The sequence below is a fragment of the Mesorhizobium sp. M0938 genome, from assembly GCF_040319125.1.
Classification (GTDB): Bacteria; Pseudomonadota; Alphaproteobacteria; order Rhizobiales; family Rhizobiaceae; genus Mesorhizobium; species Mesorhizobium robiniae.
In genome coordinates, this window is record NZ_JAMYNS010000001.1 from 212,559 (window position 1) to 233,809 (window position 21,251).

Genomic DNA, 21,251 nt, shown 5'->3' on the forward strand with positions numbered 1-21,251 from the left:
GGTGATCGTGCCCTTCTTCAAGCAGCTGTTGTGTCACGCTCCCGTGAGTCGGGCAAGAGCATCGTCCATGGCCGCCGGTGGCAGCTCGATCAGCCGTGGCGCTTCCGTGAACAGCAGCGCCGCGGAGACCTCATGGCCGGGGTAAAGTGGCTTGAGCAGCGCGCGATAGAGCGCGAGTTGCAGAACGTAGGCTGGCGGAACGTCTGCCAAGCTTGCAGGCGCCGGCCGGTTGGTCTTGTAGTCGACGATCGACACCTTGCCTGATGTGACCGCCAGCCGGTCAATCTTGCCGGAGATGGAGCGTAATTTGCCGGTCACCTCCAGGCTGCCCATGATCGCAACTTCGGCGCGCGACGATGCTGCAAACAGTGGCGCGAAGCGGCTGTCGGCAAGGATTGCCGCCACCGAGGCCAGGGCCTTGTCGCGCTCGGCATCAGGCCATTGCGCGCCGGCGCGCCTGAGATAGCGCTCCGCGGCATCCCGGCGTTCGGCCTCGGCAATGCCGGGCAGCATCTGCAGCAATTTGTGCAGCGCCAATCCGCGCATCACGGCAAAGCCGGGCTCCGCCTCGGTGTCCAGCACCGGCGAGCCGGTGTCGATCACGGCTTCCTTGGCCTCGTCGATCAACGCCGAGGCGCCGGACGGCGACAGCGGCCGCGGCAGGTCCTCGAACGGCGGCAAGGGTTGGAACAGGCTCTTCGGCAACGGCTCGAACTGTTGCGTCTGCGCCGCCTCCTCGGCAGCCGCATGTGCGACCGGCGGCAATTTTGTCACGTGAAACCGATGCACCGTCTCGCCGGTGGCAGGGTGCTGCCGTGCAGCGCTTTCGGGAGCGCCGACCAGCGCGCGGCTGACGATCGAATGCCAGGTGCCGGCATTCGGCGCCCGCTTGCCGTGATAGCCGCAGACGATCAGCCGGTCCTCGGCGCGGGTCATGCCGACATAGAGCAGCCGACGATATTCGTCATCGGCAAGTTCGCGAGCACGGACCGAGGCGGCCCGCGAAAATCCATTTGCGACATCGCTGGACGAGCGCCAGAGATAGCCCTTGCCGTCCCAATGGTCGCCCGAGCCATCGAACGGCATCAGTCTCGGCAGATGCTGGTCGCTGAACGGGGCGGAACCGCCGTCTACCAGGAACACGACAGGCGCCTCCAGGCCCTTGGCGGCATGCACGGTCATGACCCGAACCTCGTCGCGGGTCTGGTCCATTTCGCGCTTGATCTCGGGGCCGGCATTTTCCAGCGTCGACAGGAACGATTCCAGTCCCGGCAGGCCGGTCCGTTCCTCGGCCAGGCAAAAGCTCAGGAACTCGTCGAGGATGTCGCCGGCCTCCGGCCCGAGCCGCGCGATCATTTTCTTGCGCAGGCCGTCGCGGGCGAGAGCCCCGGCATAGAATTCGAACACCGGCTTGAAGGCGACTTCATCAGACCATGTGTCGAGTTGGGCAATGATTGCGGCCAAGGCAGCGCTTTCGCCGGCCTGCCTGCGCAGCGAAGCTATCAGCGAGAGACCGGACGGCCGCTCGCCCGCGAGCGCAAAAAGCATCTCTTCCGAAACATCGAAAATCGGGCTGCGCAGCACGGCGGCCAGCGACAGATCATCCTCGGGCTGGATGAGAAAGTGGCCGAGCGCGACCAGGTCCTTCACCGCGATATGGCCGGGCAGGCTGAGCCGGTCGGCGCCGGCGACCGGGATGTCGCGGCGCTTCAGCGCGCGCGTCAGCGCATGGACGAAACGATCGCGCTTGCGCACCAGCACCAGGACATCGCCGGGTCGAAGCTTCTTGCCGCGGCCTTCGATGATCTCGCCGGCGCCGATCCAGCCGGCAATGGTCGCCGCCACGTTTTCGGCAACGCGCACCGCCGGCGCACGAGCGTGGTCGACGGCTTGCGTCCAGTCGTCGGGTTCATCGACGACGTCTGCACCGATCGACGGCCAGACCTCGACATAGCCCGGCGCATCGGTGCGGATCGCCCTGTGGTTCAGCGGGTCGGGATCATGGCTGATGCCGCGCCGCACGATCGGGTCGGCAAAGACACGGTCCACCGCCGCAAGCACGTCGTCGGTCGAGCGGAAGGACCAGGTCAGCTTGAGGTCGGCGAAAGCGGCGTTGGCATCGCGCACCCTTCCGGAAAACAGCAGCCTTGAGTCGGCGAAGGAATCGGGCGCCGCGCCTTGAAAGGAATAGATCGACTGCTTTTCGTCGCCGACGGCAAAGACCGTGCGGTGAACATTGTCGCGCGCGCCGAGCCCGGCAAAGAACTCTTCCGCCAGCCGCTTCACCACTTCCCATTGGTCCGGACTTGTGTCCTGCGCCTCATCGAGCAGGATATGGTCGATGCCCTGGTCGAGCTTGTATTGCACCCATGGGCCGGCATCAGGCCGCGCCAGAAGATTGACCGTTCGGGTGATGAGATCGTTGAAGTCGAGGAAGCCGCGGGCACGCTTGAGGTGCTCGTAACGGGCGATCAGCCAGTCGGCGATGGTCAGCGCGGCGCGCGTGCCCTCCAGCATCCTGAACAAGGCCAGCCGGTCGGAGATTTCGAGGATCGCATCGGCCGCTGCCAGATAGCGCTCGGCAAGATCCGGCAACCGGTCGAGCAGTGCCTTCTTGAAGGTCTTTGCCGGCTCATAAGGCTCGCCATCCGCCCGCAGAAAGGCTTTTGCCAGCAATTGCAGCCGGCGAACCGGATCATCCTCGGCGAAGGCAAGACGCGCATAGGGCAGAAGATTGTTCAGCACGAGGCGGGCATCGGCGGCTTCGGCGGCGCGGGCAAAGGTGATGAAATAATCCGGCAGGAAGCCCGGCAGCGGCCAGACGGACGCCGCCAGGCCTTCGGCGGTCTGGCCAGCGCGAAACCTGAACTCGTCGAACAGCGCCCGGAAGCCATCGCCGCCGGCCGCACTTATGAAGGCGCGCAAACCGTCGCGCTTGCGCACGATCTCGGCCAGCAATGCGTCGAGCCCGTGTTCGCCGCCGCGTTCCAGAATGGTGGCGAAGGCCTCGGCCAGCCCGGCATCGCCGGCGGCCGTGCCCGAGATCATTTCACGGCGGGCGGCGGCGAAGAGCGACGCCTCCATCTGCGGATCGAGCATTTCGAAATGGGCCGGTATGTTGGCTTCCAGCGGGAACTGGTGCAGCACCGATTCGCAGAAGGCATGGATGGTCTGGATCTTCAGCCCGCCCGGCGTTTCCAGCGCCTCGGCAAACAGCCGGCGCGCGCGGCGCATGGTTTCGCGATCGGGCTGTCGGCCGTCCAGCGCCTCGATCCTTGTCGCCAGTTCAGCGTCGTCAAGCGCTGTCCATTCCGACAAAGTCGAAAACACCCGGTTCGACATATTGGCGGCGGCGGCGCGGGTATAGGTCAGGCACAGGATCTTCGACGGATCGGTGCCGCGAAGCAGGAGCCGGATGACGCGCTGGGCCAGCACATGGGTCTTGCCCGATCCGGCATTGGCCGACACCCAGGCGGAGTTTTGCGGGTCGGAGGCACTTGCCTGGCTGGCGGCGGTGTCGGTCGGGATGGGATAGGCCTTCTTCATGCCTCCCCTCCCTCGTCGTCGGCGTCGCCGCCGGCGGACCATTCGAGCACACGGGCGAGATGGTCGTAGTCGCCATCGGTCTCGCCCTCGCGGAAGGGCAGCGCGCGCGACAGATAGAAGGTCGCCGGGTCGGCATAGTGGATCAGCAGTTTTTCGAGCCGCGCCCAGGCCTCCTCGGCGAGATCGGCGGCGGTTCGCGGCTTGCGGTTGTGTTCGAGGATGGATTCCTCGAACACTTCGCCATTCGGCTTCAGCCTGATGAAGGCCAGTTGCGACGGCTCGCGCGGGCCAAGCCCCTTGAAGGCGCCGCGCCTGAGCAGCGCCCCTTCGAGCGCCAGTTGCGGCGAAAGCAGCGTATGGGCCTGCGCCTTGGATGGCGAGGAGCCGGTCTTGTAGTCCAGGATGTCGGCCATGCCGCCGGCCAGCAGGTCGACGCGATCGGCGTAGCCCGACAGCGTCACGCCGGACCCGCCGACGCCGGTTTTCTCGGCGCGCTCCTCGGCATACCGCATCGTCACGGCGGAGGCGCGGCCGCGCTCCCATTCCACGATGCCGGCGGCGAGCTTTTCAAAGCGCGGCCACCATACTGCCTCGACATCGGGAGGAAGAGCCGCCTCGGCAAAGCATGCGCGGCCGGCGGCGATGAGACCGTCCAGCGCCTCCGGCACAAGCGGATCGGCGACCGTGCGCGAAAAAAGATGCAGGATGGCGTGGAACAGCGTGCCGCGCTCGGCGGCGCCCGGGTCGCGGATGACCGGATCGAGCGGCATCAGGCCGAGAATCCTCCTGGCGTAGATCGCGTAAGGATCGCGGCGCAGCGTCTCGATTTCAGTGACGGAGAAATGCTGCGGCCGCACCGTCAGCGGCGGCTTCGGCTGCGGCCGGGGCGCAAAATCTCTTCTTTCGCCGGCATCGAGCGCACGTGCCCAGGACAGGACTTCATCGCCGCGCAGCCGTAGCACCGCCGCATGATCCTTGCCGATGAAGGTCAGGAGGCGCTGCAGCCAGCGCGACGGCACAGCGGGCGCGTCGCCGGAGCGGGCAGAGCGCGCCAGCACCACTTTCTTCGCGCCCATCGCCATCTGGAAATCATGGGCGGCCAGGCCGATGCGCCGTTCGGGCGGTTCGAGATCGATGCCGGTCTTCATCAGCCGCGACATGAAGCGGTCGCTTTCCGGCTTGCGCGGCCACACGCCTTCGTTGAGCCCGCCGACGACCAGCGTGTCGACGTTCTGCAACCGGGCTTCCAGCGCGCCCCAAATGGCAATGTTCCTGTCGGTGCCTTGTGCCGGCTTGACCGTCTCAGGCGCGATCAGCGCCTCCATCACATCGGGCCATTCGTCAGCCGCGAAGGAGAACGACACCGAGGCGGCGACCAGCCCACGCAAGAGCTCGGCAAGTTTCTCGCCGGCATCACCCGCATAGAGTTCGCTCACGCTGCCGTCCGTAGTGCGGCCCAGGCTTTCAAGCACGACGACACTGGCCCGGGTCAATTCGGCAAGATCGGCTTCGGCTTGACTGCGAAAGGCAATCAGCGGCGCCAGTGCCGCGGCAAGGCGGACGAGCAATTCGCGGGCGCCTTCGATGTTTCGCACGGTCAGGCGGGAGAACCAGAAGGGCGGCCGGGTGCTGCCCAGGCCGGTGAGGCGGGCCTCGAAGAGCTCCGGCAGCGATGCTATGTCGGGGCGGCCGGTACCGCCGCGCAGCGCCACCAGTTCGATGATCTCCGCCGCATGACGGACGCTTGCGCGCTCCATGCCGAGGCCAAGCAAGGGATGCTTGAGCAGCGACAGCAGGGCGACCGGATCGCCGGGGCGGAAGGCGGCCTGAAGCACCAACCTGAGCAGGCTGGCGGCTGGCGTGTTGATGAGCGGCGTGCCGCCAGAATCGTCGGCGACGACGCCGAAGCGCAACAGCTCGACCGAAACGCGCCGCGCCAGGGCGCGGTCGCCGGTGACGAGTGCTGCGCGCCGACCAGGCTGCTCGACGGCGCGTTTGAGCGCGACGGCGATCGCCACGGCTTCGTCGCGCTCGCCGGCGGCTTCGAGAAGCGTCACGTCGGCCAAGGCGTCAGTGATGTCTCGGGCTGTAAAGCGGAGCCGCGTTCGCGTCCACAACTCGGTGGTTTCGGCCGGCCGCAGCGCCTCGCCGACAAGTGCGGCGCGTAGCGCGAGCGGCCTTTCGGCAATTGCGATCTCCTCGACATCGCCGCGCAGCACGCCGATTTTGCCGACCAGTTTTGCCAGGCCGTATTGCGGATGGCCAAGCAAGGCAGGCCGCGCGCCGGGCGCCGCGATTGCCTGGCAGGACGGCTCGTCCAGCGTCGTGTCGAGGCCGGGCAGCACGACGGCGCCGCCGGGCAGGCCGGCGATCACGGCAAGCAATTCCGCCGTGGCCGGGATCGATCCGGTGGAGCCGGCGGCGATCACCGGCCCGGTGGGCGGGTTGCGCTTCAGCCGCGCCGCTTCCAGCCTGATCAGCGCATTGCGATGCGCGGCGGGGTTGGAGCGGTTACGTTCTTCGAGCATATCTGGCCAGTTTTCGGTGACGATGCTCAGGAAGTCGAGCGTCACTTGCCACCAGCCGGCGAGATTGCCGGTCACCAGATCGGCGAGCCTGGTCCAGTCCGTGCCTTCGGTCTCGATCTCGTCCATCAGCCGGGCCAGGTCGCGCGCCAGCCAGATGGCGTCGGCGGCGGAGGCCGGCACAACGATCTCCTCGTCGAAAAGTGCTGCGACATGGGCCGGCAGGCGGCGCTTCCAGGCGCGCACCAGCGGCGCCAGCAGCAGCAGCCGCTCGATCGCGGCGATCGGCGGCGCGAGATCGATCGCCGCCGATGCGTCGGCCTCGAATGCAGCTTCGTCCTCGTCGAACTCGCCAAGCGGGCGGATGACCGGCAGGATCGCCGAGCGGCCACCGAGACGGTCGACGAAGACGCCGCGCAGCGCCCGCGCAGCGCGGCGCGTCGGCACGTAGATGGTGGCGTCGGCCAATGCGAGCGGGTCGCCATCGAACCGGAAGCCCGAAACGAGCCGCCCCGACAGCAGGGCCTCGGCCAGCGTCGGCAGGAACGGCGCTCCGGGCGGGATCGAGAAAACGCGGCGAGAGCCGCTCATTTCAACTCGGTAGGAGTGGTGGTCAACTCGGCAGGAGCGGTGGGCGACTGAGCAAGGGCGGCGGCGACGGCGGCTTCCGCAAGCGGAATGGCGTCGGGCGTGCCGACGGTGATCCAATGGCCCTGCATCGCCATGCCGAACAGGCGCCCAGTGGCAATGGCGGCATCGAAATAGGCGTTGAGCGAATGCGGCCCGGCCGGCGCATCCCTAAAAAGGCGCGGATGGACAATGGCCGCACCTGCGTAAATCAGGCCCGCCGGATCGCCCTTCGAACGCCGCAAGGCGCCGTCCGGCGCCATCAGGAAATCGGTACCGCCGCTGTGTCCGGTTGCTGACTTGATATCTGCGAGCATCAGCAGAATATCCATTTTCGTCGCATCCCATGCAAGGGCGAGACGAGCAAGGTTTGGCGAACCGGCATCGATCCAGAACGTGTCGGCGTTGACGGTATAGAAGGGTCGTTCCCCCAATTCCGGCAAGGCATGGACAATACCGCCGGCGGAATCGAGCAGTGCTTCGCTTTCGTCCGATATGACCACCTTCGGCGCATCGCGCCCGGCGACATGCGAGACGATCTGCCCGGGGAAATAATGGACATTGACGACAGCCTTGGTGACGCCTGCCTCGGCCAGGCTGTCCAGGCCCCAGTCGAGCAATGTCTTGCCCGATATCTTGACCAGCGGTTTCGGCATCGTATCGGTGATTGGCCGCATGCGCTTGCCAAGCCCGGCGGCGAGCACCATCGCGGTTTTGGGGTGCGCCGTCACAGCGCCCGCTCCTCCAGCAAGCCGTGGGCGATGTAGAAATCCCGGAGGCTTGCCAACGCCGGATGCGCCAGCGCCCGCCGAAGATAATCGCGAATGCGCGGCAGGTGTTTTAGATAATAGGGCTTGCCGTCGCGCTTTTCGAGCCGAACGAAAATGCCGAGTATCTTCGAATTGCGCTGCACGGCCATGATCGCATAGGTCTCGACGAATTCGTCTTCGTCAAAGGCGCCAGCCTTATGGCGAGCGGCGATATAGGCTTCGAGCGTCCGCTTCTCGATCTCAGGCGAAACCGTGACGCGCGCATCCGTGGCAAGCGAGGCGAGGTCATAGGCGGACGGACCGACCAGCGCGTCCTGGACATCGACGATCCCAAGGCGGTCGTGACCGGTACGATTGACGCGCCAGATAATGTTGGGCGAATGAAAGTCGCGCAGCATGAGCGTGTATTCGCGCCCTTCCAGCCGGTCGAGGACCGCATTCCATTCGCTGTTATAGCCGGCGCGCAAGGCATCGCTTGCCGGTCCGCTCGATATTGCCGGCACATACCAGTCGAGCAGCAATTCGGCTTCGATCATCATGGCGTCACGGTCGAAAGGCGGCACGTCGTGAAAGACGCCGGGCGCGGCCTCAATGCGATCGGGCCATGTTTTGCCATGCATCATGGCAAGCAGTTCGGCCGCCGCCGCATAGCGTGCGGCCACCGGCTGACCCCGCTGGCCGAGAAATCCCTCCGAGCCGAGATGTTCCAGCAGAAGAAAGCCCTGGTCCAGGTCCTGCGCGTGGATCTCCGGGACGCTCACGCCGCCGGCCCGCAGCGCGCGGTCGATGGCGACGAAGGCCGAGACGGATTGCGCCGTGTGGGCGATCACCGCATAGGGCTTGCCGTCGCGGACCGGCGGCCCGAGCACCAGCCGCGGCGAATTCATCAACACGCGCGGCGGCAAGCCGGCCAGCGAGACGATCTCATAGGAGCGGGCCGAGGCGTCGCCGATAAAGTATCGTCTCTGCGCTTCACCCCAGCCGGCCTCATCCAGGAAATCGCGCATCGCCAGCGATCGCGCCGCGCGCTCGAAGGCAGCGCCTTGTCCCGATAATCTCGCCAGGCGCCCGTCGCCCTGGTGGATCAGTTCGATCAGCACTGAAGTCCCTGGCAAATAGTCCTCTGCCCGTTCCGGCCATTCGACCAGGGCAGCGCCTTGCGCCAGTGCCTCGTCGAAACCCAGTTCGTCCAGTTCGGATGCCGAGGACAGGCGATAGAGGTCGAAATGATGCACGGGAACACGCGCCTCATAGCTCTGGACGAGCGTGAAGGTCGGGCTCGGCACGTCGAGACCGGCATCGTCGGTCATTGCCCTGATCAGCGCCCGCGCCAAACTCGACTTGCCGGCGCCGAGATCGCCTTTGAGCGCCAGCACGTCGCCGGGGCGCAGCGACATGGCCAGATCCTCGCCCAGCCTTGCGGTCGCAGCCTCGTCGGCGAGAAAACGCTCCAGCACCACGCCTGCCATCGAACGCGCTACTCGGCCGCCGCGCGGATGCCGGACGGCGTATCGGGAAAGGCACAAATGACCGTGGTGCCCTTGTCCTTGCCGGTCTCGATGCGGACGCTGCCGCCATGCAGCTCGACAAAGCTCTTGACGATCGACAGGCCGAGGCCGGCGCCGCGCCGGCGGCCGCCATTGGTGCGCGGTTCGAAACGACGGAACACCGAATCGAGCAGGTCCGGCGGCATGCCGGGACCATCGTCATGAACGGAGAATTCGACGCCTTCGGCAAGCTGGCGGCAGGCGAGCGTGATGGTGCTCGCCTCGGGCGCATAATTGGCGGCGTTGCTCAAGAGATTATAGAGAATCTGGCGGATGCGGGTCTCGTCACCATGGAAGGTCTTCGGCGCGGCGGCCGCGTCGATCTTAAGCCTGATCGCATGCTCCTCCAGCCGGTCGGCGACAAGTTCGGCGGCGGCGGCGATGGTCCGGTCGACATGCACTTCGGAGATATCGAGCTGCATGATCCCGGCATCCACCGTCGCCAGGTCGAGGATGTCGTTGACGATGGTGAGCAGGACCGAGGAAGACGAGCCGACATGCTCGACATATTCGCGCTGCTTCTGGCTCAACGGCCCGGTCGACGGCAGCGAGAGAAGCTCGGTGAAGCCGATGATGTTGGTCAGCGGCGAGCGCAATTCGTAGGAGACGTGCTGCACGAACTCGTTTTTGAGCTGATCGGATTTTTCCAGTGCCTCGTTCTTGTCCTTCAGCGCCCGCTCGACATTGACGCTGTCGGTGACGTCGACGAAGGTCATCATCACCTGCCCGTTGGGCAGCGGGATCATCGCGTAGCGCAGTACGGTGCCGTTGTTCAATTCGGTCTGGCCGTGGCGGTCGCGGCGCTCATCGTCGAAACCGGTGATGGCGGCAACGAACCCGCCCCAGGGACTGTCGGCGGCACGCCGGTCGCAAAGATCGCGGATCGTCGAGACGTGGACGGTGGGCTTGGCGGCGTCGGTGTCCAGTCCCCAAAGTGCGGCGAATGCCGGGTTTGACAATCTGAGCCTTCCGTCCGGGCCGAACACGGCCACGCCTTCGGCAAGATTGTCGAGCGTCTCGCCCTGGACCCGCACCGCGGTTTGGTAGCGGCTTTCCAAGTCCATCTTTTCGGTCAGGTTCTCGAACACCCAGGTGACGCCGCCCTTGGGCTGCGGATTGGCGACGACACGGATGGTCTTGCCGTCCGGCAGATGCCACCAATGCTCCTGCGATTCGACCGCGCGATAGGCGCCAAGCAGGCTCTCCTTCCAGCGCCGCCATTCGGGCTGCTCGGCGATCTTGCCTTCGCTGCGCAGCCGGTCAAGCAGCAAGGCGTTGTCCGGAGCGCTGTGCAGAAAACCGCTGTCGAGACCCCATAGTTTCTGGAACGCCTGGTTGAAGAACCGCAGCTTTTCGTCAGCATCGAAAATCGCCACGGCGGTGTTGAGCTGATCGAGCGTGTCGGCATGGCTGCGCACCGTCCGCTCATATTCGCTACGGATCGTTTCGATGGCGCTGGTGTCGCAGGCAAGACCCGCCGAACCGTCGGCGCCGGCAAAGTCGGTCACCGCGAACATGCGACGGTCGCCTTCAATGACGGTGGAAAGCGCCTGCTCGAAGACCGGATGCGACTTGTGCTGCGCGGCGATCGCGTCGCGTGCCTGGCCGCCGAGGAATTCCTTCGCGTCGCGGACTGCCGCCTCGGCGCTTTCCGCTTCGACTGCCTTGGCATAGGCGCGGTTGACCCATTTCAGCCGCCCGTCGGCCGTGCGCAGCCATGACGGCATGCCGAGCGCGTCGAGCAGGCCGATCATGGTATCGTGGTCGGCGGCGAGGCGCTGGTTCTCGATCCTCAGCCTGGCCTCGCTTCGCTGCGTTTCAGAAAGCGAGACGAAGCGTACAAGCACGTGTGCTGCGCTCTTGCGCCCGTGCACTTCGAGCGGCGCACCAATCTGCGATTCGATGACGAGATCGAATGACTTCGCTTTGTCCCGCAGTCCAGTCACGGCATGTTCGAGCGCCGCCGCCGAGCGCGGCATCAGCCAACGGCCGAAGGCGAGGAAGGCGGCACGGTCTTCCGGGGCGCCGCTCTCGACCGGCAGTGTCCCGACGAGCTCGGGCTTCTTGTTTTCCGAGGCCCATACGATAACACGCTGGTCACGCAGATTGAGCAACGCCTCGGAGCGCCGCAGCGCAGCGTTGACGTCGGCCAAACGGGCTCTGAGTTCGACGTTCTGAGCGGCGGTGCGCGCTCTTTCGCGGATCAGGAAAATAGCCGAGACAAGTGCCGCGCCCATGACACCGACAAACATGGCCAGTTGCATGACCTCAACCGTGCTCACCGAAAACCCGGCTTTTTGCGCAGCAACGGTTTCAGCATGTGCCGCCAAGCCGAACAGCGGACCGGCGAGCGCGGACGAAGCAAGCAATTTCCCGATGCGAGTGCCAGCGCGCCATAGAGGGCTCCCGCCTCTGGCAGCGGAACCGGTGGCACCTGAATCGTTGCGGCCGCCGGAAACGGCCTGTCCCGCGCAAGGCGGGTAATCCCCCGGCATGTCCTGGTCCTCTTCGCCGCCTGAATGCAAGACCGCCCTAATGCGGGCGTCGGCCCTCGTCCCCGAACCCGCGAATCAGCACCATAGCGCTTGCGCGAATCGGCGTGAAGAATCATTCAGCGCAAAAATAAAGCCGGGCGAAAAGTCAATCGCCCGGCATCAATATCTAGTAGTAATTTCCGCCGTGGTTAATAGCGGTAGTGTTCCGGCTTGAACGGTCCCTGCGGGGTCACGCCGATATAGGCGGCCTGCTCGCCGGACAGTTCGGTGAGCCGGGCGCCGAGCTTGTCGAGATGCAGGCGCGCGACCTTTTCATCGAGATGCTTGGGCAGGACATAGACCTGGTTCTCGTACTGGCCGGGCTTGGTGTAGAGCTCGATCTGCGCCAGCACCTGATTGGTGAAGGACGCAGACATGACGAAGCTCGGATGGCCGGTGGCGTTGCCGAGATTGAGCAGGCGGCCTTCGGACAACAGGATCATCCGTTTGCCGTCCGGGAAGGTGATCATGTCGACCTGAGGCTTGATGTTGGTCCACTTCAGATTGCGCAGCGACGCCACCTGGATCTCGTTGTCGAAGTGACCGATATTGCCGACGATTACCATGTCCTTCATCGCCCGCATGTGGTCGATGGTGACGACATCCTTGTTGCCGGTGGTGGTGATGATGATGTCGGCCGTCGGTGCTGCATCCTCAAGCGTGACGACTTCGAAACCATCCATCGCCGCCTGCAACGCGCAGATCGGATCGACCTCGGTCACCTTGACACGGGCGCCGGCGCCCTTGAGCGAAGCGGAAGAACCCTTGCCGACGTCGCCATAGCCGCAAACGACCGCGACCTTGCCGGCCATCATCGTGTCGGTGCCGCGGCGGATGCCGTCGACCAGCGATTCCTTGCAGCCATATTTGTTGTCGAATTTCGACTTGGTCACGCTATCGTTGACGTTGATCGCCGGGAACGGCAGCAGGCCCTTCTTCTGCAGCTGATAGAGCCGGTTGACGCCGGTCGTCGTCTCTTCGGTGACGCCGCGGATCGCTTCCTTCTGCTTGATGAAGAACCCCGGTGAAGCCGCCATGCGCTTCTTGATCTGGGCAAACAGGATTTCTTCCTCCTCGCTGCCCGGATTGGAGAGCACATCCTCGCCGGCTTCGGCACGCGCGCCGATCAGGATGTACATGGTGGCGTCGCCGCCGTCGTCGAGGATCATGTTGGAAGTGCCGCCATCGGCCCACTGGAAGATCTTGTCGGTGTAGACCCAGTAGTCCTCGAGTGTCTCGCCCTTGACGGCGAAGACCGGAATGCCGGCCTCGGCGATGGCCGCGGCCGCATGGTCCTGGGTCGAGAAGATGTTGCAGGAGGCCCAGCGGATGTCGGCACCGAGCGCCTTCAGCGTTTCAATCAGCACCGCGGTCTGGATGGTCATGTGCAGCGAGCCGGTGATGCGCGCGCCCTTGAGCGGCTGTGCCTTGCCGAATTCCTCGCGGCAGGCCATCAGGCCCGGCATTTCGGTTTCGGCGATCTCGATCTCCTTGCGGCCCCAGTCGGCAAGCGAGATGTCGGCGACCAAATAGTCTTTGCTACCCGTCATGGCAGTGCTCCGATCAAGAATTGTCTTCGGGATGCGCCCGCGCCAAAGGCGTGTCGAAGGGCGCGAGTTGCCGGCCTGACTAGCAGATCGCCGCTCGGACGACAATGGGATATAAAGAAATCTTTATCCGTGCATGTCTTCAGAGGCGCATCGACCCGAAAGTGCTAGCGTCCAAAGGGGCGCGGCAGCTCCAGCTGTCAGGCTTCCTCGCCGAAGCGGGAAGCGACCAGTTTCTCGAGCGCGTCGATCACCTGCTCGGCCTCCGGGCCGCTGGCGGTGACGCGGATCGAATAGCCGGGGCTCGCCGCCAGCATCATCAGGCCCATGATCGAGGTGCCGCCGACCTTGACGCCGTCCTTCTCGACCTCGACGGAGGCGTCGAAGCCGCTGGCGACCTGAACGAACTTCGCCGAGGCGCGGGCATGCAACCCGCGCTGGTTGACGATTGGAAACTCCCGGACGATGTCACCCTTCTTGGTCGACAACGCGTTCATTTGCTGCTCAGAAGCTGGCTGGCGACATTGATGTACTTACGGCCGGCTGCCTGCGCCTCGTCCAGCGCTGCGCTCATATTGTCGCCCTTGCGAATGCTGGACAGCTTGATCAACATCGGCAGGTTCATGCCGGCAATGACCTCGGTTCGACCCGATTCCATCACCGATATGGCGAGATTGGAGGGCGTGCCGCCGAACATGTCGGTCAACACGATGACGCCCGCCCCGGTGTCGACACGGGCAACGGCGTCGACGATGTCGCTGCGGCGCTGCTCCATATCGTCATCGGCACCGATCGCCACGGTCTCGAAACTGTCTTGTGGCCCGACGACATGTTCCACGGCATGGCGGAATTCGGCGGCCAGTTGACCGTGCGTTACAAGCACGAGTCCGATCATTCTTTGGTGGCTCCCGTCATCGCCGCATTATAGGCGTATTTCGTGCTCGCCGGCCATTCCAGGCGGCGGGAGCGCTATCTTGTCGACGCGGGACGCGTTGACAAGTCCAAAATTGCATAGGCCTAGGCCATTTTGACGCATTGCAGCAAAAAACCGGAACCGGATCATAAAAACGGCGCGATCGACAGCCGCGCTGTCATGGCCAGCAAGGCGACGGGAACGTTGCGTTCGGCGAGATCAATTCGAGGCACCAGCACGCCGGCGACGGGCTCGCTGACATCTTCCTGGAAGCGGGCCATCTCGCTTGCCGGCACCAACCGGACATGAAGATCGATCACGCCGCCGGGCTCGAACGACAATGGCCGCGGACCGAATCCAGGCACCTCGGCGAGGCCGGCGATGGTAGTGGGCACCTTGCAGACAAGCCGCCCCGCGTGATCGGCAGCGAGCAGCCTGTCGTCGCCGATCAGCCGTGAAAACAATCCATGCTGGCGACAATGATCGATGAGGGCGAGCGCCAGCGTCGTCTTGCCCGAGCCGGACGCTCCCGTGATGAGGACGCCACGCTCGCCGATCAGGATCGCCGTGCCGTGAATGTTCTCAGCCTGCACAATTGGTTGAGGCATGATCTTGTCCGAAAACCGGTTCCCACTTTTCGGGACTATGCCTTTTGGTTGAGGCATGATCTTGTCCGAAAACCGGTTCCCACTTTTCGGGACCATGCCTTTTGGTTGAGGTATGATCTTGTCGGAAAACCGGTTCCCAGTTTTCGGGACCATGCTTAGTCTTCCGCCGGCAGTGTCACGACGAAGCGCGCACCCTTGATCTCGCCGGGTTTGGTGCCCGGGATGTTCTCGGCGGTCAGCGTGCCGCCATGGGCTTCGACGATCTGCCTGCTGATCGACAGGCCAAGGCCGGAATTCTGGCCGAATGCCTCGCCGGCCGGCCGGTCGGTGTAGAAGCGTTCGAAGATCCGGTCGATGTTGTCGGCCCTTATACCGGGACCGTTGTCGTCAACGGTGATGATGTTGAACTTGCCGACGCGCGCCAGCGAGATAGTGATGTGGCCGCGCTCTTCAGGAACGAAGGAGCGGGCATTCTCGATCAGATTGGTGATGACCTGGCCGATCCTCAGATCATGGCCGGCGACGAAGTAGCCTTTGACGCCCTGTGGCGGCTTGGCGACCTTGAACTCGATCTCGACCGTCTTCTTGTTGCGCGTGGCCGTGCGCGAAACGTCGACCAGATCAGTGACGAATTTCTTGAGGTCTACCGTTCCTGCGTCTTCCCGCGCGAGCTCGGCGTCAAGACGGGAAGCATCGGAAATGTCGGTGATAAGGCGGTCCAGCCGCCTGACGTCGTGCTGGATGATATCCATCAGCCGGCTGCGCGAATTGTCGTTCTTGGCCAGCGGCAGGGTCTCTACAGCGCTGCGTAGCGAGGTCAGCGGGTTCTTCAACTCGTGGGAGACGTCGGCTGCGAAACTTTCGATCGCCTCGATGCGGGCGTAGAGCGCATTGGTCATGTCACGCACGGCGATCGACAGATTGCCGATCTCGTCCTGCCGGTCCGAGAAATCAGGGATTTCCTCGCGGTTCTTGACGCCGCGCCGCACCCTGACCGCCGCCGCCGACAGCCGGCGCAGCGGGTTGGCGATGGTCGAGGCGAGCAGCATCGATAGGATTGCGGTGACAAGGGCGGCAATGCCGAAGACACGCAGGATGGCCTTGCGCTCGGCCGCGACGATCTTGTCGATGTCGCCGCCTTCCGTCGACAGCATCAGCACGCCGAGGACGGCGCGGAAGCGCTGGATCGGCACGGCGACCGAAACGATCTGCTCGCCCTGTTCTGATATCCGCACGATGGTCGACGGGCTGCCGGTAAGCGCCTTGACCACCTCCGGAAATGCAGCGCCATTGCCGCCCGGCTGTTCACGATAGACCGGCAGAGCGGTGTTGCGGAAGAAGTCGAAGACGAACTTCTGGATACGCTCCAGGAGATCGGGCTCCTCAGCGTCGACTGGCGGCAGGTCGTAGCGAAGGATCTGGCCGCGCGAATAGAGATGACGGGAATCGAGCAGCAGATTGGCGTCGCGGTCATAGATGCGGGCGCGCGTCCGCGTCGGCGAAATCAACCGCCTGAGCACCGGCGCGACGCGCTCCGGATTGATCGGGAAATCCAGATTGTCGAGCTGATCGGAGCCGGGTCCCAAGCTTTCGCCGGCCTGCAGTTCCAGCAGTTTTTCCGGATCGATGCTGATCGAATCGGTCTCGACTGTCGCCGACGCCGCAATCGCGCCGGCAATGATCTCGCCCTGGGTCATCAGGCTCTCGACGCGGGCGTCGATCAGCCCGTCGCGGAACGTGTTGAGATAGAGAATGCCGGTGACCAGGACGGCCAGGCCGGCGAGGTTGAGGAAGAGAATGCGCCGCGTCAGGCTGGAAAAGATATGGTGGCCGAGGAAGCGGCGCATCGGCACCGTAATCCTGGACAGGAATGCGGGCAGAATCCGCGACGGGCGCCGCGCGCCCGTCCGTCTCACTCGCTCTACGTCCACTGCCATCGAATAGCAGCCCCTGTCTGGTGAATGGTAAATGGTGAATGGAAAAAGGGGGCCTAAGATAGACCAGATCCATAAAGGACCCGCGCACTATTCACCATTCACTATTCACTGTCTCACGCTTCGCGGAACCGGTATCCGACTCCGTAAAGGGTTTCGATCATCTCGAAGTCATCATCGACGGCCTTGAACTTCTTGCGAAGCCGCTTGATGTGACTGTCGATGGTGCGGTCATCGACATAGACCTGCTCATCATAGGCCGAATCCATAAGCGCATCACGGCTTTTTACCACACCGGGACGCTGGGCCAGAGAATGCAGGATCAGGAACTCGGTGACGGTAAGCGTTACCGGCTCGCCCTTCCAGGTGCAGGTGTGGCGCTCCTGGTCCATGACAAGCTGGCCGCGCTCAAGCGAACGGGCCTGCTGGTTTGGCGTCTTGGCCGACGCCTCGCGGGAACTGGCACGGCGCAGCACCGCACGGACCCGCTCGACCAGAAGACGCTGCGAGAAGGGTTTGCGGATGAAATCGTCGGCGCCCATCTTGAGGCCGAAAAGCTCGTCGATCTCGTCGTCCTTGGACGTCAGGAAGATCACCGGCAGATCGGATTTCTGCCGCATCCGGCGCAGCAGTTCCATGCCGTCCATGCGCGGCATCTTGATGTCGAGGATGGCGAGATTCGGCGGGCGAGCCGCCAGGCCTTCCAGCGCCGATGCCCCATCCGTGTAGGTTTCGACGCGATACCCCTCCGATTCAAGGGCGATCGACACCGAAGTCAGAATGTTGCGATCGTCATCGACAAGCGCGATTGTTGCCATTTCAAGTGGCTCCCTCATGAGCTGTCCCTTCTTTGGTCGAGAAGGGGCTTTTGCAGGACAAATTAGGTACAAAATGTGGCATAGGCTTCGTCCGCTGTCACGAGCGGCATGCCGGCGGCCACAATCTCACCTCGATATCGATTGGACTGATAAAGACCGCCAATCCTTTGGGCAACCGCCTGTTTTTTTGCACATATAAACGATTTAAACAACTTTCAAAATATTTAAATCGATTAATTGTTTGATATCATTTGGCTTTTCTGGTTCTGACGCTTACAGTCTCCTCGTGGGGCTCCGGAAATTCGCCGGCCAGAATGCTGCAATCAAGAAGGAACCCTCATGTCGGAAGCCGGCAAATGCAATCCCGCATGGGCGATCGATCGGATCGGCCTGAAGACCACAGGCGCGGTGCGCTATAATTTCGGCGAGGCCGTCCTTTACGAAGAAGCGATCCGCCGCGGCGAGGCCCGGCTCACCGCGCATGGCGCGCTCGTCGCCGAGACCGGACAGCACACCGGCCGCTCGCCCAAGGACAAGTTCGTCGTGCGCGACGAGACCACCGGGCCGCATGTGTGGTGGGACAACAACAAGGCGATTTCGCCGACCCAGTTCGACGCGCTGCTCGCCGATTTTCGCGCCCATGCGGCTGACAAGGACCTCTATGTGCAGGATCTGGTCGGCGGCGCCGATGACGATTTGAGGCTGACGACCAGGGTCGTCACGGAGCTTGCCTGGCACTCCTTGTTCATCCGCAATCTGCTCATTCGTCCGGAAGCCGCCGAGCTCGAGCATTTCGTGCCCGACATGACGATCATCGACCTGCCGTCGTTCCGCGCCGATCCGGTCCGCCACGGCACCCGCACCGAAACGGTGATCGCCGTCGATCTCTCGCGCATGATCGTGCTGATCGGCGGCACCTCCTATGCCGGCGAAATGAAGAAGTCGGTGTTCACCGTACTCAACTATCTGTTGCCGGCGAAGGGCGTGATGCCGATGCATTGCTCGGCCAATGAGAGCGCCGGCGGCGATACGGCGATCTTCTTCGGTCTCTCGGGAACCGGCAAGACGACGCTGTCGGCCGATCCGTCGCGCACCCTGGTCGGCGACGACGAGCACGGCTGGGGTCCGCAAGGCATCTTCAATTTCGAAGGCGGCTGCTATGCCAAGACGATCAAGCTTTCGGCCGAAGCCGAGCCGGAGATCTTCGCCACCACCCAACGCTTCGGCACGGTGCTGGAGAATGTGGTGCTCGACGCCGGCCGCGTACCGGACTTCGACGACGGCAGCCTCACTGAAAACACGCGCTGCGCCTATCCGCTCCATTTCATCCCCAACGCCAGCAAAACGGGCCGCGCCGGTCACCCGAAAAACATCATCATGCTGACCGCCGACGCATTCGGCGTGATGCCGCCGATCGCACGGCTCACCCCGGCACAGGCGATGTATCATTTCCTCTCCGGCTACACCGCCAAGGTAGCAGGGACGGAAAAGGGCGTCACGGACCCCGAAGCGACGTTTTCGACCTGTTTCGGCGCGCCGTTCATGCCGCGCCATCCGTCGGAATACGGCAATCTGCTGCGCGAGCTGATCGACCATCACGGCGTCGATTGCTGGCTGGTCAACACCGGCTGGACCGGCGGCGCATACGGCACCGGCAAGCGGATGCCGATCAAGGCGACGCGGGCGCTGCTTGCGGCGGCGCTCGACGGCTCGCTGAAAGGCGCCGATTTCCGGACCGACGCCAATTTTGGCTTCGATGTGCCGGTGGCGGTTGCGGGCATCGACCGCGCCATTCTCGATCCGAGATCGACCTGGGCCGACACATCAGCCTATGACCTGCAGGCGGCGAGGCTGGTCGGCATGTTCGCCGTCAACTTCGAAAAATTCGAACCTCATGTCGACGCCGTCGTACTCGGCGCCGCGCCGCGCATGCGCGAAGCCGCGGAATAATCGCGGGTTTAATACCTTGCATCTCAAGGCCCGATCGGGGATCGTGAAAGGCCCGACCCAGGGGGATCGGGCCTTTCCTTTTTTCGTCCACCGCGCCATGACTGGGGCATGAACGCTGACGACAAGATCATCATTGCCGACGGTGCGGTGATTCATCCGGATGACCTGCATGAGGACTTCATCCGCTCGTCCGGCCCTGGCGGCCAGAACGTCAACAAGGTGGCGACGGCGGTGCAATTGCGCTTTGATGCGGCGAATGCGCCGGGCCTGTCTGAACGCGTGCGCGAGCGAACCATAAAGCTGGCCGGCCAGCGCGCCACCAAGGACGGCGTCATCGTCATCGAGGCCGGACGTTTCCGCACCCAAGAGCAGAACCGGGCGGATGCGCGGGCGCGGCTTACGGCACTGGTCGCCAAGGCCGCCGAACCACCACCACCGCCGCGCAAGAAGACGCGGCCGTCGAAAGGCGCGGTAGAAAGGCGGCTGAAGACCAAGGCTGGGCGCGGCACAATCAAGAAGCTGCGCGGCCGGGTGGACGACGACTAGAGCGACGTGCGTCCACGATGCGGCAGGCGCGACATCGATCCAGCGGTCGAGACGGCTTCCAATTCAAGGTTGCAAATGGCAAGTTCGCTATTCGTCACAGCAAGGGAGACCACAGATGGGCATATTCGATTTCGTCAAGGGTGTCGGCAAGAAGCTCGGCATCGGCGACGATGAGCCGGAGCCGACCGCCGATACGCTCAAGAAGGAGCTCGATTCGCACGCGCTCGGCACCGACAATGTGGAAGTCGTCGTCAAGGGCGATACGGCCGTCCTGAAAGGCGTGGTCAAGGATCAATCGATCTTCGAAAAGGCGGTCGTCGCCGTCGGCAACACGCTCGGCGTCTCCAAGGTGCAAGCGGACGAGTTGCAGGTCGCCACACCTGAATCCGGCGCGCCCGCAACCGCGGCCAAGGAACCGACCTTTTATACGGTCAAGAAGGGCGACAACCTCTGGAAGATCGCCGAAAAGAGCTACGGCAAGGGCAAGGGTGCAAAGAACTCGATCATTTTCGAGGCCAACAAGCCGATGCTGACTCACCCGGACAAGATCTATCCTGGGCAGGTCCTGCGCATACCGGATCTCGATCAGGCCTGATCAGATCGGGGCAGGCCTGACCAGATCGGCGACTGCCAAACCGACAACGGCGGCTTTCGGGTCGCCGTTTTCATTTGATGGTGGCATTCTGGTTGTTTCAGACCAACGGACCAAGCGACCATGCTCGTTCTGCCCAAAGGCGTCCGCCACATGCCCGGCTATCTGTCCCGCGCGGTGCAGGAGGCGCTGGTCGAGGAGGTGAGACGGGTCGTGCAGGAGGCGCCGTTGTTCGTGCCGACCATGCCGCGCACCGGCAAGGAAATGAGCGTGCGCATGACCAACTGCGGTTCGCTCGGTTGGGTCACCGACACGCAGCACGGCTATCGCTACCAGCCGACGCACCCGATCACCGGAATGCCCTGGCCGTCGATCCCCGACGTGCTGCTTGAGCTGTGGCGGGACGTGTCTGCCTATCCGCATCCCCCGGAAGCATGCCTGGTCAATTTCTATTCGCCGGACGCGAAGATGGGCCTTCATCAGGACCGCGACGAGGAGGATTTCTCCGCGCCGGTCGTCTCCGTCTCACTGGGCGACGATTGTCTGTTCAGGGTCGGCCAAAGCACGCGCGACGGCGGCACAAAATCGTTCAGGCTGAAAAGCGGCGACGTCGTCGTGCTCGGGGGCGAAGGCCGCCTCTGTTTCCACGGGGTCGACCGCATCTATCCGTCGACATCGGCGTTGCTCAGGAGCGGCGGGCGAATCAATCTGACGCTGCGGCGGGTGACATATCCTGGCCAGGAGGCGGACCTTCAAGCCTTTGGTTAAACATCGGATTTTGCCAAACCGGCATC

15 protein-coding genes are annotated in these 21,251 nt (G+C 63.8%); 4 read left to right on the plus strand and 11 right to left on the minus strand.

All coding sequences use genetic code 11. The features are described 5' to 3' along the window. Window positions 1–33: 33 nt before the first annotated feature. From addA to NKH73_RS01020, 11 genes are all read right to left on the minus strand, one after another. Entirely contained in the window at window positions 34–3,546 is a 3,513-nt protein-coding gene (gene addA / locus NKH73_RS00970) for a double-strand break repair helicase AddA (protein ID WP_352926781.1), read from the minus strand. Continuing rightward, window positions 3,543–6,662, minus strand: a complete 3,120-nt coding sequence (addB, locus tag NKH73_RS00975) for a double-strand break repair protein AddB (protein WP_352926784.1) — start codon at window positions 6,660–6,662, stop codon at window positions 3,543–3,545. The genes addA and addB overlap by 4 nt, the downstream gene beginning before the upstream one ends. Beyond that, window positions 6,659–7,429 carry a nucleotidyltransferase family protein gene (locus tag NKH73_RS00980; protein WP_352926787.1) on the minus strand — a complete coding sequence of 257 codons (771 nt, stop codon included), beginning with the start codon at window positions 7,427–7,429 and terminating at the stop codon, window positions 6,659–6,661. The genes addB and NKH73_RS00980 overlap by 4 nt, the downstream gene beginning before the upstream one ends. Then, complete coding sequence (gene tsaE, locus NKH73_RS00985) at window positions 7,426–8,937, minus strand: tRNA (adenosine(37)-N6)-threonylcarbamoyltransferase complex ATPase subunit type 1 TsaE (protein WP_352926789.1); 1,512 nt, start codon at window positions 8,935–8,937, stop codon at window positions 7,426–7,428. Before tsaE ends, NKH73_RS00980 begins: the two co-directional genes overlap by 4 nt. A gap of 8 nt (window positions 8,938–8,945) precedes the next feature. Continuing rightward, a complete protein-coding gene (locus NKH73_RS00990) occupies window positions 8,946–11,510 on the minus strand; it encodes a sensor histidine kinase (RefSeq protein WP_352926793.1) in 2,565 nt (854 codons plus the stop codon). 188 nt (window positions 11,511–11,698) lie between these two features. After that, window positions 11,699–13,099, minus strand: a complete 1,401-nt coding sequence (gene ahcY, locus NKH73_RS00995; protein WP_352926795.1) for an adenosylhomocysteinase — start codon at window positions 13,097–13,099, stop codon at window positions 11,699–11,701. A 197-nt stretch (window positions 13,100–13,296) separates the two neighbouring features. Continuing rightward, entirely contained in the window at window positions 13,297–13,593 is a 297-nt protein-coding gene (locus tag NKH73_RS01000) for an HPr family phosphocarrier protein (protein WP_352926798.1), read from the minus strand. Further along, window positions 13,590–13,991: a PTS sugar transporter subunit IIA gene (locus NKH73_RS01005; protein WP_029347440.1), complete on the minus strand. Its 402-nt coding sequence runs from the start codon at window positions 13,989–13,991 to the stop codon at window positions 13,590–13,592. The genes NKH73_RS01000 and NKH73_RS01005 overlap by 4 nt, the downstream gene beginning before the upstream one ends. Window positions 13,992–14,155: 164 nt before the next feature. Continuing rightward, the gene (locus NKH73_RS01010; protein WP_352926803.1) at window positions 14,156–14,617 is read right to left on the minus strand and encodes an HPr kinase/phosphorylase; all 462 of its coding nucleotides are present in this window, start codon (window positions 14,615–14,617) and stop codon (window positions 14,156–14,158) included. A gap of 155 nt (window positions 14,618–14,772) precedes the next feature. Next, on the minus strand, window positions 14,773–16,554 hold the full coding sequence (locus tag NKH73_RS01015) for a sensor histidine kinase (RefSeq protein WP_352926805.1): 1,782 nt from the start codon (window positions 16,552–16,554) through the stop codon (window positions 14,773–14,775). A 113-nt stretch (window positions 16,555–16,667) separates the two neighbouring features. Further along, entirely contained in the window at window positions 16,668–17,369 is a 702-nt protein-coding gene (locus NKH73_RS01020; RefSeq protein WP_352926808.1) for a response regulator transcription factor, read from the minus strand. 339 nt (window positions 17,370–17,708) lie between these two features. On the opposite strand from NKH73_RS01020, the gene NKH73_RS01025 reads away from it, so the two are divergent. The 4 genes from NKH73_RS01025 to NKH73_RS01040 all read left to right on the plus strand — a co-directional run bounded on the left by NKH73_RS01025 (window position 17,709) and on the right by NKH73_RS01040 (window position 21,225). Further along, a complete protein-coding gene (locus tag NKH73_RS01025; RefSeq protein ID WP_352926811.1) occupies window positions 17,709–19,319 on the plus strand; it encodes a phosphoenolpyruvate carboxykinase in 1,611 nt (536 codons plus the stop codon). 108 nt (window positions 19,320–19,427) lie between these two features. Then, window positions 19,428–19,865 (plus strand): alternative ribosome rescue aminoacyl-tRNA hydrolase ArfB, encoded by a 438-nt coding sequence (gene arfB, locus NKH73_RS01030; protein ID WP_352926812.1) that lies wholly within the window; start codon window positions 19,428–19,430, stop codon window positions 19,863–19,865. 115 nt (window positions 19,866–19,980) lie between these two features. After that, window positions 19,981–20,460 carry a peptidoglycan-binding protein LysM gene (gene lysM / locus NKH73_RS01035; protein ID WP_352926815.1) on the plus strand — a complete coding sequence of 160 codons (480 nt, stop codon included), beginning with the start codon at window positions 19,981–19,983 and terminating at the stop codon, window positions 20,458–20,460. Window positions 20,461–20,580: 120 nt separating this feature from the next. Next, complete coding sequence (locus NKH73_RS01040; RefSeq protein ID WP_352926818.1) at window positions 20,581–21,225, plus strand: alpha-ketoglutarate-dependent dioxygenase AlkB family protein; 645 nt, start codon at window positions 20,581–20,583, stop codon at window positions 21,223–21,225. Window positions 21,226–21,251 lie beyond the last annotated feature (26 nt).

Coding starts and splice junctions, on each gene's coding strand:
- tsaE (WP_352926789.1), bottom strand. CDS start 8,937: ATGGCAGGCGTGGTGCTGGAGCGTTTTCTCGCCGACGAGGCTGCGACC.
- NKH73_RS01020 (WP_352926808.1), bottom strand. CDS start 17,369: ATGGCAACAATCGCGCTTGTCGATGACGATCGCAACATTCTGACTTCG.
- addA (WP_352926781.1), bottom strand. CDS start 3,546: ATGAAGAAGGCCTATCCCATCCCGACCGACACCGCCGCCAGCCAGGCA.
- NKH73_RS00990 (WP_352926793.1), bottom strand. CDS start 11,510: ATGCCGGGGGATTACCCGCCTTGCGCGGGACAGGCCGTTTCCGGCGGC.
- NKH73_RS01015 (WP_352926805.1), bottom strand. CDS start 16,554: ATGGCAGTGGACGTAGAGCGAGTGAGACGGACGGGCGCGCGGCGCCCG.
- ahcY (WP_352926795.1), bottom strand. CDS start 13,099: ATGACGGGTAGCAAAGACTATTTGGTCGCCGACATCTCGCTTGCCGAC.
- NKH73_RS01025 (WP_352926811.1), top strand. CDS start 17,709: ATGTCGGAAGCCGGCAAATGCAATCCCGCATGGGCGATCGATCGGATC.
- arfB (WP_352926812.1), top strand. CDS start 19,428: ATGAACGCTGACGACAAGATCATCATTGCCGACGGTGCGGTGATTCAT.
- NKH73_RS01010 (WP_352926803.1), bottom strand. CDS start 14,617: ATGCCTCAACCAATTGTGCAGGCTGAGAACATTCACGGCACGGCGATC.
- lysM (WP_352926815.1), top strand. CDS start 19,981: ATGGGCATATTCGATTTCGTCAAGGGTGTCGGCAAGAAGCTCGGCATC.
- NKH73_RS01040 (WP_352926818.1), top strand. CDS start 20,581: ATGCTCGTTCTGCCCAAAGGCGTCCGCCACATGCCCGGCTATCTGTCC.
- addB (WP_352926784.1), bottom strand. CDS start 6,662: ATGAGCGGCTCTCGCCGCGTTTTCTCGATCCCGCCCGGAGCGCCGTTC.
- NKH73_RS01000 (WP_352926798.1), bottom strand. CDS start 13,593: ATGAACGCGTTGTCGACCAAGAAGGGTGACATCGTCCGGGAGTTTCCA.
- NKH73_RS01005 (WP_029347440.1), bottom strand. CDS start 13,991: ATGATCGGACTCGTGCTTGTAACGCACGGTCAACTGGCCGCCGAATTC.